General features: G+C 60.5%; 9 protein-coding genes and 1 pseudogene. 8 read left to right on the forward strand and 2 right to left on the reverse strand.

Annotation, left to right across the window (positions count from 1 at the left end; genetic code table 11):
* The first annotated feature begins 47 nt into the window (after positions 1-47).
* The 6 genes from NA619_RS13320 to NA619_RS13345 all read left to right on the forward strand — a co-directional run bounded on the left by NA619_RS13320 (position 48) and on the right by NA619_RS13345 (position 9,456).
* On the forward strand, positions 48-1,217 hold the full coding sequence (locus tag NA619_RS13320) for an efflux RND transporter periplasmic adaptor subunit (protein ID WP_255962332.1): 1,170 nt from the start codon (positions 48-50) through the stop codon (positions 1,215-1,217).
* Positions 1,214-4,309 carry an efflux RND transporter permease subunit gene (locus NA619_RS13325; protein ID WP_255962333.1) on the forward strand — a complete coding sequence of 1,032 codons (3,096 nt, stop codon included), beginning with the start codon at positions 1,214-1,216 and terminating at the stop codon, positions 4,307-4,309. The genes NA619_RS13320 and NA619_RS13325 overlap by 4 nt, the downstream gene beginning before the upstream one ends.
* A 170-nt stretch (positions 4,310-4,479) precedes the next feature.
* The gene (locus NA619_RS13330) at positions 4,480-5,133 is read left to right on the forward strand and encodes an ABC transporter ATP-binding protein (protein WP_336605458.1); all 654 of its coding nucleotides are present in this window, start codon (positions 4,480-4,482) and stop codon (positions 5,131-5,133) included.
* Positions 5,123-7,690, forward strand: coding sequence for an ABC transporter permease (locus NA619_RS13335; protein WP_255962335.1), 2,568 nt, complete (start codon positions 5,123-5,125; stop codon positions 7,688-7,690). The genes NA619_RS13330 and NA619_RS13335 overlap by 11 nt, the downstream gene beginning before the upstream one ends.
* A gap of 424 nt (positions 7,691-8,114) precedes the next feature.
* A complete protein-coding gene (locus tag NA619_RS13340; RefSeq protein WP_255962336.1) occupies positions 8,115-8,702 on the forward strand; it encodes an exopolysaccharide biosynthesis protein in 588 nt (195 codons plus the stop codon).
* 361 nt (positions 8,703-9,063) lie between these two features.
* On the forward strand, positions 9,064-9,456 hold the full coding sequence (locus NA619_RS13345; protein ID WP_255962337.1) for a VOC family protein: 393 nt from the start codon (positions 9,064-9,066) through the stop codon (positions 9,454-9,456).
* A gap of 124 nt (positions 9,457-9,580) precedes the next feature.
* Here the strand turns inward: NA619_RS13345 and ggt are convergent, their stop codons facing one another.
* Both ggt and NA619_RS13355 read right to left on the reverse strand, forming a co-directional pair.
* On the reverse strand, positions 9,581-11,215 hold the full coding sequence (gene ggt / locus NA619_RS13350; RefSeq protein WP_255962476.1) for a gamma-glutamyltransferase: 1,635 nt from the start codon (positions 11,213-11,215) through the stop codon (positions 9,581-9,583).
* Positions 11,216-11,522: 307 nt separating this feature from the next.
* Complete coding sequence (locus tag NA619_RS13355) at positions 11,523-11,783, reverse strand: DUF2790 domain-containing protein (protein WP_255962338.1); 261 nt, start codon at positions 11,781-11,783, stop codon at positions 11,523-11,525.
* Positions 11,784-12,120: 337 nt separating this feature from the next.
* On the opposite strand from NA619_RS13355, the gene NA619_RS13360 reads away from it, so the two are divergent.
* On the forward strand, positions 12,121-12,372 hold the full coding sequence (locus NA619_RS13360; RefSeq protein WP_255962339.1) for a hypothetical protein: 252 nt from the start codon (positions 12,121-12,123) through the stop codon (positions 12,370-12,372).
* A gap of 42 nt (positions 12,373-12,414) precedes the next feature.
* A pseudogene (locus NA619_RS13365) lies at positions 12,415-12,592 on the forward strand (tyrosine--tRNA ligase); the annotation flags it as partial.
* Between the last annotated feature and the right edge of the window lie 463 nt (positions 12,593-13,055).

Genomic DNA, 13,055 nt, shown 5'->3' on the forward strand with positions numbered 1-13,055 from the left:
ACTGCCCGCACAGCAGTCATGTCACCTTGCTCCGGAACCCCATTCGCATGAAAAGATCGACCCGCCAAGCGGCTCTCATCGTCATGGCCATCGTTGCAGCCTTTACCGCGGCGATAGTGATCATGACCCGCTGGACACCCGCCGAGGCGCCCCTCAGCGAGGCCGCAGATGTTGCAGCCAAGCCTGCGCTCACGGTTGCCGTCACCACGCTCGAACCCACCACACTGCCCATTCGAATCGCCGCGAACGGCAACGTAATGCCTTGGCAGGAGGCCAGCATCGGGACCGAGGCAGACGGCCTGCGACTCGCCGAGGTGAAGGTCAATGTCGGCGATGTGGTGCAACGCAATCAGGTGCTTGCCACCTTTGCATCCGATTCGGTAAGTGCTGAGCTGGCACAACGTCGTGCAGCCACGGCCGAGGCAGAGGCAGCGCTCGCCGAAGCCCAAGCCGATGCCCAGCGTGCCCGGCAGTTGCAAACCACCGGCGCGCTATCGGCGCAGCAGATCAGTCAGTACGTCACCGCGGAACGCACGGCGCAGGCACGGATTGAAGCGGCGCGCGCGACAGAACAAACGCAGCACTTGCGCCTTGCCCAGACCCGCGTGCTGGCCCCCGATGACGGTGTGATTTCGGCCCGCACCGCCACACTGGGCGCCGTACTGCCGGCCGGTCAGGAGCTGTTCCGGATGATTCGCGGTAACCGGCTCGAATGGCGTGCCGAGGTCGCTGCGTCCGACCTCGCGAGACTGCGGCCCGGGCAGATCGCCCAGGTACGCATCGGCCATGACCTGGTGCTGGAAGGCAGGTTGCGAATGGTCGCCCCGATGGTTGATACGCAGTCACGCAACGGCCTGGTTTATGTCGACCTGCCGGTGGACAGCCCGGCCCGCGCGGGGATGTTTGCCCGAGGTGAGTTCCAGATCGGCAACGATCAGGCGATGACCCTGCCGCAGAGTGCGGTGATTCTGCGCGACGGCTTCAGTTATGTGTTGCGCGTCGATGCGGATTCCAGAGTCATCCAGACCAAGGTGACGGTGGGCCAGCGCGCAAAGGGGCGCGTTGAGATAATCGAAGGGATCGACGCAGACAGCCAGGTGGTATTGGCAGGCGGCGGATTTCTCGGGGACGGTGACCACGTCCGGGTCGTCGACGAAACGCCAGCCGTGGAAGTCGCCCCTGCTCTCAGCCTTCGCTCGAATGGAGGCGCCCAATGAGCTTCAACGTATCGTCCTGGTCGATTCGCAACCCGACGCCGGCCATCCTGCTGTTCATCCTGCTCACATTCGCCGGGCTGATGGGCTTCGGGATGATGAAGATCCAGGAATTTCCGGACATCGACCTGCCCGTGATCACCGTGTCGGCCGAGCTGCCGGGCGCTTCACCCGCGCAGCTGGAAAACGATGTCGCGCGCAAGATTGAAGATTCACTCGCAACCGTTCAGGGGCTGAAACACATTCAAACGACCCTGACTGACGGTACGGCCGATATCTCGGTCGAGTTCCATCTCGAGAAGTCGACGCAAGAAGCACTGGACGATGTTCGTGACGCGGTTGCCCGGGTCCGTGCCGACTTGCCGGCCGATCTGCGCGATCCGGTGATCCGAAAAGTGGAAATAGCCGGGGCCCCGATCCTGACCTATACCGTTGCCTCGACCCGCATGGACGATGAAGCCCTGTCCCGGTTCGTCGACCATGACATCAGCAAGGCCTTGCTGGCCGTACCCGGTGTAGGTGCGGTTTCACGCGTCGGCGGCGTCACCCGCGAGGTTCGGGTCGCCCTGGACCCGGCGCAGTTGCTCGCGCTCAATACCACAGCGCTGGATATCTCAAGACAGCTACGCCAGGTGCAACAGGAAGCCTCGGGCGGCCGCGCTTATCTGGGCGGTGGCGAACAGACGGTACGCACCATCGCCACCGTACAGTCGGCTGAGGAAATCGCCACGCTGGAGATCACGCTGAGCGACGGCCGACGCGTCAGGCTGGATCAGGTCGCCACGGTTTCCGATACGGTCGCCGAACCACGCTCCGCGGCATTGTTGAATGGCCAGCCAGTGGTCGGCTTCGAGATCGTTCGCGCACGCGGCGCTGGAGAAGTGGACGTTGGCGAAGGCGTGCGTGCCGCACTCGACGCGATCAAGGCCAAGCATGGGCAAATCACCATTACCGAAGCATTCAACTCCGTCGATCTGGTGGTAGAGAACTATGATGGCTCGATGCGGCTGCTCTATGAGGGGGCGGCGCTGGCGGTGCTGGTGGTGTTCTTCTTTCTGCGCGACTGGCGCGCGACGCTGGTCGTCGCCGTGGCGCTGCCGCTGTCGGCGATTCCGACCTTTGCGGTGATGCACTGGATGGGCTTCACGCTCAACACCGTTACCCTGCTGTCCCTGTCGCTGGTGGTCGGCATTCTGGTGGATGACGCCATCGTCGAGATCGAGAACATCGCGCGTCATATGCGCATGGGCAAGACGGCGTACCAAGCTGCGATGGAAGCGGCTGACGAGATCGGCCTGGCGGTGGTCGCCACCACATTCACGTTGATCGCGGTGTTTCTGCCTACGGCATTCATGAGTGGCGTCGTCGGCAAGTTCTTCGTTCAGTTCGGCTGGACAGCCGCGATCGCGGTGTTCTTTTCGCTTCTCGTCGCGCGAATGCTGACGCCCATGATGGCGGCCTATCTGTTGCGCTCGCCGAAGCAGCATGCCGAGAAGCAGGCCCGATGGATGAACATCTATCTGTCCTGGGCGCGCTGGTGCCTGCGTCACCGCGTGCTTACCGTCGTGGCCGCGGCGGCATTCTTCGTCGGCGGCTTGATGCTTGCTGCAACGTTGCCGGGCACATTCATTCCGCCAGATGACGACTGGCAGACTCAAGTCACGCTCACGCTCGCACCCGGTAGCAAGCTGGAAGACACCCTCGTGCTCGCCGAGCGAGCGCGCAAGATCGCCGAACAGCATCAGCACGTGAAGATGGTCTACACCGGGATCGGTGCGAGCGCTGCCGGCGACGATCCCAGCACACCGCCCACCAGCAGCGCCGGGGATGTGCGCACGGCAGTCCTGACGCTGAACATGACGCACCGCGATGATCGCCGGGGCCTGACAAAGCAGCAAATCGAGAGCCAGCTACGCGAAGCGCTGGCCGTGCTGCCCGGCGCGCGGGTCAAGGTCGGCATGGGCGAGTCGGAGAACTATGTGTTGGTGCTTGCAGGTGAGGATGGTCGAGTACTGAGCCAACACGCGCAGCAGGTTGAGCGTGAGCTGCGCACAATTCGGGGCGTCGGCGCTGTTACCTCCACCGCGAGCCTGGTTCGCCCGGAGTTGATAGTGCGTCCAGATTTCGCGCGTGCAGCCGACCTGGGCGTTACCTCGGCCGCGATTGCCGACACGCTGCGCGTCGCCACCATGGGCGATTACGATCAGGAGCTTGCCAAGCTCAGCTTCAGCGACCGACAGGTGCCCGTGGTCGTGAGGCTTACCGATGCCGCCCGCCAGGACCTCGAAACGCTCAAGCGCCTTCCGGTCCCCGGAGCACGAGGCCCGGTGCCCCTTGAGAACGTCGCCACGCTCGAAATCGGCAGCGGCCCGTCCGAAATCTCGCGCTATGACCGGATGCGCAACGTCAATATCGAAATCGAGCTGAACGGTGAAGCCCTGGGCGATATCGAAACCGCCGTGTTGGCGCTGCCCAGCCTGCAACGTCTGCCTGCGGGCATTGTGCAGACGTCAAGTGGCGATGCGGAGGAAATGGGCGAACTTGCACTGGGCTTTGGCCTGGCAATGCTCACCGGCATGGTGTGCATCTACATGGTGCTGGTCCTGCTGCTGAAGGAATTCATGCAGCCATTGACCATCCTCGCCGCGCCGATGCTTTCGATCCCCGGCGCGTTCGTGGCGCTGTTCATCACCGGGACGGCGATGTCGATGCCATCGATGATCGGCCTGATCATGTTGATGGGCATCGCCACCAAGAACTCGATTCTACTGATCGACTACATCATCCTCGCCCGCCGTGACTACGGCCTGTCGCGTTGGGATGCGGTCATCGATGCCTGCAGCAAGCGCGCTCGGCCCATCATCATGACTACGATCGCCATGGGCGCAGGAATGATGCCGGTCGCCCTGGGCATCGGCGCCGATCCGAGCTTCCGTTCCCCCATGGCCATCGTCGTGATCGGCGGGCTGATTACCTCGACCTTGCTGAGTCTGCTGGTGATACCGGTGTTGTTTACCTTCTTGGATGACGCCGTGCAGTGGGTGAGCAAGTTAATGGGCCGCTCCAAGGCTCACTCCGCACCGAGTACCGTTTAGGTCGCACTCCCGGCTGTTTGCTCGCCGGGACGCAGGCGTCTGAGAAAATTCCCAACTTCGGGCCGTAACGATATGTCGAAGTTGACCGGACCGATGCCGCAGAGCTGCATGGCATAGTGATCTACCCCGCCTGAATAACGAAAGGAGCCCCCTTGTCCACTGGCGTCCAGATGAGCGACATCCACCTCACCTACCCAACAGAGTCAGGGTCCGTCGCGGTGCTCGACAGTGCGTGTCTCAGGGTCCCGCCCGGCGAGACATTGGCCATTACCGGCCCATCCGGAAGCGGGAAGACATCCCTTCTGCTTCTACTCTCCGGCCTCGAGCGGCCGGACAAGGGGGAGATATTGGTTGGCAGCCAGCGGCTCGGCGACATGAATTCGGATGCGCTGGCCGACTGGCGCAGCCAGCACCTGGGCATCATCTTCCAATCCTTTCATTTGCTGCCCGGTCTCAGCGCGTTGGGCAACGTCAGCCTGCCGCTTGAAATTGTCGGGCAGGCCAACGCCCGCGAGCGGGCCACCGCCATGTTGGAGGCAGTTGGGTTGAGCCATCGGCTGCAGCATTACCCAACACAGCTCTCGGGTGGCGAGCAGCAACGTGTGGCAATCGCCAGAGCGCTGGTGCATCAGCCGAGTCTGTTGTTGGGTGATGAACCGACGGGAAACCTGGATCACAAGACCGGCGAGAAGGTGCTTTCGCTGCTGTTCGACCTACATAAGGAGAGCAAATCCACGCTGGTACTGGTGACTCACGACGAGCGCGTGGCCGAGCGCTGCCAGCATCGCGTCAGAATGGACGGTGGCCGACTCCATGAGGCCTGAAATCTCGGCGAAAAGGCTCTGGATGCTCAGGTTCGCAGTCACCGATTTGCGCTCGCGTATCTCTGTGCTCAAGGTCTTTCTGGCTTGCCTCATCCTTGGCGTCACGCTGGTGGCTGCCACGGCGAGCCTTTATCGCGTCATCGAGCAGAGCCTTCTGGCCGATACTCGAGCGCTGCTGGGTGGCGATGTCGAGCTGGATGCCAGCGAGCCGCTGCCAGATGATGTGCTGAAATGGATAAGTGCCAGCGGCCGAACATCTCTGGTGCGGGAACTCGACACGATTGTCAGTGATGAGGCTGGCGAGCAGTTTTTCAACGCTGAGATACTCATTCCGGATGCAGCCTATCCGCTCTACGGCGAACTGCAGCTGACGCCGGACCTGCCTCACACGGAACTCACTGCACAGCAGGATGGGATGTGGGGCGCCATCATTGACCCCTTGCTGGCTGAACGTTTGGGCCAGTCCATTGGCGATCAGATAGAGATAGGCGCAGCGACGTTTCGCATCAGCGGCCTGATCCAGGCGCAACCTGACCGCAGCCTTAATGCCAACTGGCGCGGCCTGCCCATCATGATCTCCGATGCGGCGCTGCAAGCAACCGAGCTGGTGCGGCCGGGCAGCCGTGTCGATTACGAATACCGGATTCAGACCGACCGTGATCTGAACCTCTGGCTCGATGATTTCGAGCAGGCCTTTCCCGATCCCCGCTGGGATACCACAACCTTCGCCGAGCGCAGCGAACGCCTTGCCGAGCGGCTTGACCAGATCGCAACGGCGCTCATCCTGATCGCTTTCACGACACTCTTCATTGGCGGCCTGGGCGTTGCCAACAGCATTCATGCTTATCTCGACGAAAAGCTTGGCACCATCGCTACCTTGCAGACGCTGGGCTTGCGGCGCGCGCCGCTGGTGGGCATCTATCTTTTGCAGATCGGCATTCTTGGCAGCCTGGCCGGCATCACCGGCGGCGTAATCGGATTGGCACTTTCCGCTGTGGCCATACATTTATCTGGCGATGCGTTCGCAGTGTCCCTATCCGGCGGAGCGAGCCAGTGGCTAGGGCTATGGATCGCACCCCTGCTGCTGAGCTGGCTGTTTGCGGTGCTGACCGCCTACATATTTGCCCTACCGGCACTGGCCAGAGCGCTTGCGGCGTCCCCTGCAGGACTGTTCAGAGGCAAGGTGCAGGCGGCCCGTCATGAGCCGCGCAGTTGGCGGATCGCCAGTTATCTGCTGCTGGCCGTCTATATCGCGGCTTTGCTGCTTTGGCTCCCCTCCTCCCAACTCGGGTTTCTGTTCCTCCTGGCTTTAGTCGTGCTCTGGGGCTTGCTTGAAGGCCTGATTAAAGGGCTGCGGCGCGCTGCCAAGGCGTTGGAGAACGGAGGACTCGCCGATCGGAATTTTGCCAGGCGGCTGGCGCTGGCCAACCTTCATCGTCCGGATTCGCCGCTGCGAGCGACGTTGCTGTCACTGGGTACAGCGCTGACACTGGTGGTCGCCTGCACGCTGCTCGTAAGCACGCTGCTTCGAGCGCTGGAATCGACTATTCCGGCCGAAGCCCCTGCCCTCATTCTGTATGACGTTTTTACCGATCAGATTGGCCCCCTTGAAGCCGAACTTCAGTCGTTGGACCCTGCCAGCCGGACCGAGCTACTGCCATTGGTTCGCGGCCGCTTGGCCACAATCAACAATGAACCAATTGCTGCGTTTCTTGCAGACGATTCGCGAGCCAGACGCGAGGCAATGGGTGATGAATACAAGCTCAGCTACCTGTCGGGTAATCCCGAGGATCTCGAGCTGGTTGAAGGCAGCTGGTGGGCATCAGCGGCGCCCGAAGGGCAGCTCCCGTTCATGGCCATGGAAGACCGAGAAGCCAATGAACTCGGGCTGACGGTGGGCGACCGGGTCGAGTTTTCGGTCGAGGGGCGAACCATTGCGGCCGAGATCAGGGCCCTCTACCGGCAAAAAGGCCTGCAGACGCGTTTCTGGTTTGAAGGCATCGTGCAGGACGGCGCGCTGGACGCCTCCATTGGGCGTTACGTAGGTGTGGTCTACCAGAGCGACCCAGCCGCCAAGAAATCCCAGCAGTGGCTGGCCAGAAACATTCCCAACGTAATCACGCTGCGCACCGCAGACTGGCTCGAGACAGCAGGGGCGCTGCTCAACAAGGCGACTGCCGGTTTGGCCGCGGTCGCATTGGTCAGCCTGATGGCGAGCCTTCTGGTGCTGTCCAGTGTTGTCAGTGTCAGCCGCAGGCGCCAACTCTATGAGGCTAACTTGCTGCACTGCCTGGGGGCCAGGCATCGGGCCATCCAATCAGCGATGCTGTTTGAAACGGGATTGCTGACCTTTATCTCAACGTTGTTCGCGACAGCACTTGGGGCACTGATCGCCTTACCGCTGGCGGCCATACTGCTGAAATTACCGGCTGGGGATCTATGGTGGCTTGGGGCGCTAGTGGCAGGCGCCGTCAGCTCACTTGCCTTGTTGGGCGGCCTGTTGCCAACGCTGCGAGCACTGCGGCTGAATCAGGCCATGCTGCTTCGCGAGGGCTGATCGCTCAGCTACCCGCAGGGTCCGGAGCATGTCCTGCGGGGATGTTCAGCTACCGATGGCCGTGCCATATGCGGCATCTCAGCCCTACGAAACCATTGGACGCCTGAGAGTGAAACCAGCAGCCCGGCTAGCACCGCTCGGAATGAAACTCTCGAGCACGAAATTCCTGAGCATTTGCGTAATCAGACTTACCTATAAGGCCCGCGCCCGTGAATGCCGCCCAAGTGTTCTGAAAGTATCGGAAGAACAGTTTCGCTTCGAATGGCTTCGCAAACCATTGCCATTGAGGTTCGAGGCTTTCGCCTCCTGCGGGCCACTGCACTAGCCACGCGGAACGCTGCGGTTACGACCGTTTACAGCGGTGGACTTCCGCCAAAACATCGTTTTTTGGCCTTCAATTCAATGCAGCTCGGCGGGGTAACCTATGGCAGAAGTGACACATGCCCTCAGTGACGTTCTCGATCAACTTGAGAGTTCTATCCACGACGAGAGCATAGCGGTGGCGGATGTGATCGAGCGGCTCGGGCCGCATTCCTTTGCCTCGCTGTTGCTTGTGTTCTCACTGATCTCCACCTCCCCTGCTAGCGCCATACCTGGCATTACAGCTGTTGTCGCTGCGGTCCTCTTCATTTTGGTCGTGCAGATGATTGCTGGACGCAACTGTCTCTGGTTGCCGGGCTTCATCACTCGCAGGCGGATGTCCAGCCAGAAGCTCTGCAAAGGTATCGGCTGGCTGCGCAAGCCGGTGCATTTCGTCGAGCGTTTTCTTAAAACGCGGCTGACCTTTCTCTTCCACCGCCCATGGATCTGGTTGCCGTTGATCTTGATCCTTTGTCTGACGATGTTCATGCCGTTCATGGAGATTATTCCGACGTCGGGCTCCATCGCATCCGCCGTGATCGCTCTGTTTGCCGCCAGTCTGCTGACGCGGGACGGAGCACTGACCATAGCGTCGCTTGTGCTTTTGTCGGCTGTTCCGGCGGCCGCCTGGTATTTCGGTTTCGCCGGCTAACCCGTTAATTCATGTCTGAGGTTGTCTCGGATGCGGTCGCGCGCGCCGGAACGCTGACCGCAGGTATTTGCACTGTGACATCTGAGCTAGAGCCTGCCCCCAATGCAATCGCGCGTGGGCTCGATTTAACTCAGATCGAACCTGTCCGGTGCCGTCGATTGGAAATTGGAAGGGCCAAGAGGCCGCAACGGAGTGGAACTATTGCCTACTAGCGCAGGCAGCTTTTGGCCGAGAGCTGCCTCTGCGAGGGTTCGAACATCCGGGTTCCTCATCCAACCCACCGTCTGCCCGCCCTCTTCGTCCCGATGCTAGAGTGCGCGCTCCATAGCCGCACAACTCCAAACCACATAGCGAGGCCCCCATGCTCAATCATGTAATGGTCGGTTCGAATGATATTGTACGGTCGAAGCGGTTCTACGATGCCGTACTCGGTGTACTCGGCGCTGGCGAGCCGGTGCGCAACGTGGGGCCATCCGGGCATACCCGCCTGTTCTATCGCCACGACGGCAGCCTGTTCGGTGTCACCGAGCCCATCAACGGTGAGGAAGCGACTGTCGGCAACGGCGGCACGATTGGCTTCAAGTGCAGCTCGGCTGAGCAGGTCAAGGCGTTTCACGATGTCGGCGTCGCCCATGGCGGGACGACCTGCGAAGACCCGCCAGGACTGCGCGAATCCAGCCTCGGCGCGATGCACCTCAGCTATGTACGCGACCCTGACGGCAACAAGCTCTGTGCCATCTACCGCCCGCAGTAACCCTTCGCGTTCAAAGCCGCGCAGCCCATGTGCGGCGTAGAGAGCTGAAGCTCATGCGCCGCAGCCCGCTACGGCGCATGAGGCTTCACGAGACGGCCGCGATCCTTCCGCACGCCCTTCCCCATCAAGGTTTGACGACCATCCCCACGCCACGCCCGCGCGGGTCTGACCCAGTCTGCAGGCGCGTGCCGTCGACGCGTATAGCCTGGATATCACCCATCATCCAGCCCTGATCCTCCAGGGTGTAGCCCATGGCTTTCAGCTCGTCGGCAACCTTGCCAGTCAGCGGTGCATGGGCGTCGTAATAGATGGTGTCTTTCGGCAGCAGCTGATGGTGCACCCGTTGCGCAGCCACGGCTTTTTCCAGCGGCATGTCGAAGTCGTAGACGTTGTTCAGCACCTGAAAGATCGAGGTGAAGATGCGCGAGCCGCCCGGCGTACCGAGCACCAGGCTGACCTTGCCGTCGCGCGTGACGATGCTCGGGCTCATCGAAGACAGCATGCGCTTGCCCGGTTCGATGGCGTTGGCGTCGCTACCGACCACACCGAAGGCATTGGCCACGCCCGGCTTGGCACTGAAGTCGTCCATCTCGTCGTTGAGCAGGAAGCCGGCGCCCTTGACCACCACACCGCTGCCGTAATCCAGATTGAGGGTGTAGGTGTTGCTGGCCGCATTGCCGTCGGCATCGACGATGGAGAAGTGAGTCGTCTGCGTCGATTCGAGGCCCGGACGCACCTCCTCGGTTTCGGAAATGGCCGTGGGATTGATCTCGGACGCGCGCTGCTTCAGATACTCGGGCGATGTCAGCTTCGCGACCGGCACGTCGGAATAGTCCGGGTCACCGAGGTAGTCAGCACGGTCGGCAAACACGCGTTTCTCGATCTCCGCCAGCAGGTGGATGTAGCGTGCCGAATTCAGCTCGACGCCCTTGAAGTCGGCGGCGCGCTGCTCCTTCATGCCGATCAGCTGCGCCAGGGCGATGCCGCCAGAGCTGGGCAGTGGCGCGGTGTAGAGGCTGTTGCCCTGCCAGTCGACACGCATCGGTTCGCGCCATTTGACGCGGTAGTCGGCCAGGTCCTCCTTGGTGATCAGCCCGTCATCACGCTGCATCTGCGCAACCAGCAAATCGGCGGTTTTGCCTTTGTAGAAATCATCGGGCCCCTTGTCGGCGATGCGCTCCAGCGTCTCGGCCAGCTCCGGCTGGCGGAAGGTGGAACCGGGCCGCATGCTGCCGAAGTAATCCTCGAAGTTGGTCGTGCCGTTGAACAGCCCGATGGCGTCCTCGCGGTACTGGAATTGCTGGTCGGCCACTGTGAAGCCTTCACGGGCATAGCCGACCGCTGGGGTGATGAGTTCGCTCCAGGGCAACTTGCCGAAGCGCTGATGGGCCTCCCACATGCCCAGCACGGTGCCGGGCACGCCGGACGCCTTGGCGCCGACCAGGCTCAGGTTCTCGATGACCTCGCCCTTTTCGTCGAGGTACATGGTCTTGCTGGCGGCCTTCGGTGCGACTTCCCGGTAATCCAGAAAGTACGGCTTGCCCTCGATGTACAGCGTCATGAAGCCACCGCCGCCAATATTGCCCGCCTCGGGGTAGGTGACTGCCAACGTAAAGGCGGTCGCTACAGCGGCATCCACAGCGTTGCCGCCGGACTTGAGCACCTGAGCGGCCACCTTGGCGCTGTACTCATCGGGGGCTGCGACCGCCCCGCCCTCAAGGCTGGCGGAAAACGCCATTGGGCCGGTGACGGCAAGCATCAGGGAAATGGTGGGTCGTGAGATGTGGAGCAGGCGCATGGAACTCATTCCTTCTTCTTGTGATTGGCCGACAGGGCCCTGGGGCGGGCGTCTCGGGTGCCAACTTAGAAGGTAGACGAATTATGCGCTTGGCTGGATGCCGATCACTGAGCGACGCAACCGGTCACTTCGGAAGGGAGACGCCAACATAGGCTGTTTGCGTGTTTGGCACTCAAGCAGTTCTGCTCGGGTCTGGCGCAGCCGCTGTCCTGATCACCTGAAGAACGCTGGAGCTGACGCTCGATACAGCTCCAGCTGATTTCCGGCATTAGCCTTCGCTTCCAAGGCGGCCAGCTTCAGTGAACTCGATTGACTTGACCTGTCCCTGGCTGTCTTCGTAGATCAAGGTGGCGGGCACAACGCCGGTACTGTCACTTGTGTCGGTCAGAGAAATGACCCGTTTAACGTCGAGGTCCATACCGTAGTGGTATTCCACTGGTTCGAGAGGCTCAGCCCGATAATCATTTTTGGCAAATGCGGAAGTTGCGGCCAGCGCACTGAGGATTGCTACTACTACTGATTTGTTCATTCGATTCACCATCACGTCAAGAGCAAGTTTGTCTGGGTGACTGCTTGCATGGAGGGTATTCAAACAGGCCTTGAATGAGTCGATAAATCAAAACGAACAGTATTGTTAATTGCCGAGCGTGATAATTGACCAGAACTATCGTCACGATAGTTAACAACCGTTATGACGACCTTCGCTGGGGCTAAACATCCGTGCTCATTGGCTCCTCGATGATTATTCAACGGGCACTTCACTATCGATGGCGTCGATAAACACTGTTAACACGCTTCACTACACCATCCACACAGCGATTGGCAGCATGGCGCCTCTGAATATGTAATCACGAAGGAATTGCGCCATGAAGACTTTTACACTTCCCTTGTTAGTTGCAATAGCCTTTACAGGCTATGCGTTTGCAGAACAAACGCCACATCAACCTGCCAATCAGATAAATAGTCACCAACCAAACAAAACCGTCACGCAGAGTAGTGATGAAGATGATTCCGAAACTGCTCAGGGCGCATCGAAGGGCTCTGCTGATACCGAAAACAAGTCTCTCAAGGAACGCGAACGTGAGCGGAAAGGGCTGCCTCGCTATTGGAACGGCTGATCGCCCGCCGCCGTTTCAGGCTTGACCGACGATGAGCCACAGGCTGACAGCCTGTACGGCGGCCATCTCCAGGGCCTGATCCTCATGCGCTGGCTACAGAAGGCAGCGCACGCCCGATCCTGCTGATCGGCGGCGCACCACACGCATAGGCGATCCTAACTTCCGGGACGAAAGCCGTCCCGTGCTCACGAACGAGCAGATCGACGCCAACATTGCTGGTGGAATATGGACTTGAGCCCTCGCTGAGCGCCGCAGGCGTGTGCCAAAGGTTGAGGCCTGAAGCTGAACGGGGAAGCGCTTCAATCGGGGGATGAGGTATTGAACGCCAGCGAATCCCGACCTGTCCTCCATCACAACCACTGCGATTGATTCAAGCCTAATCCCGAAGTGTTTGCTCTGACCCGAGGCGACCGTTTTGCGCCCCTCAGCTGAGCTTAAACCCTTGAAACGCCCGCCCCTTTTGGCCTACATGTGTTATCCACAGATCCTGTGGATAACACTGTGTACATAGTTGGGATGACTTGCTCAAAAGCCCAATGCATGGGGCTTCTCCACAGATCGGCGAGTTTTTGCGCAATTCATATAACTTCATATAAATCAGATACTTAACTTAACCTTACGAATCAAGCGAAGCGCCATGACATCAGTGCCACGAATCACGCCCTGAAATGTGCATAACCATT

This window comes from Stutzerimonas stutzeri (assembly GCF_024448895.1).
Taxonomy (GTDB): Bacteria; Pseudomonadota; Gammaproteobacteria; order Pseudomonadales; family Pseudomonadaceae; genus Stutzerimonas; species Stutzerimonas stutzeri_Q.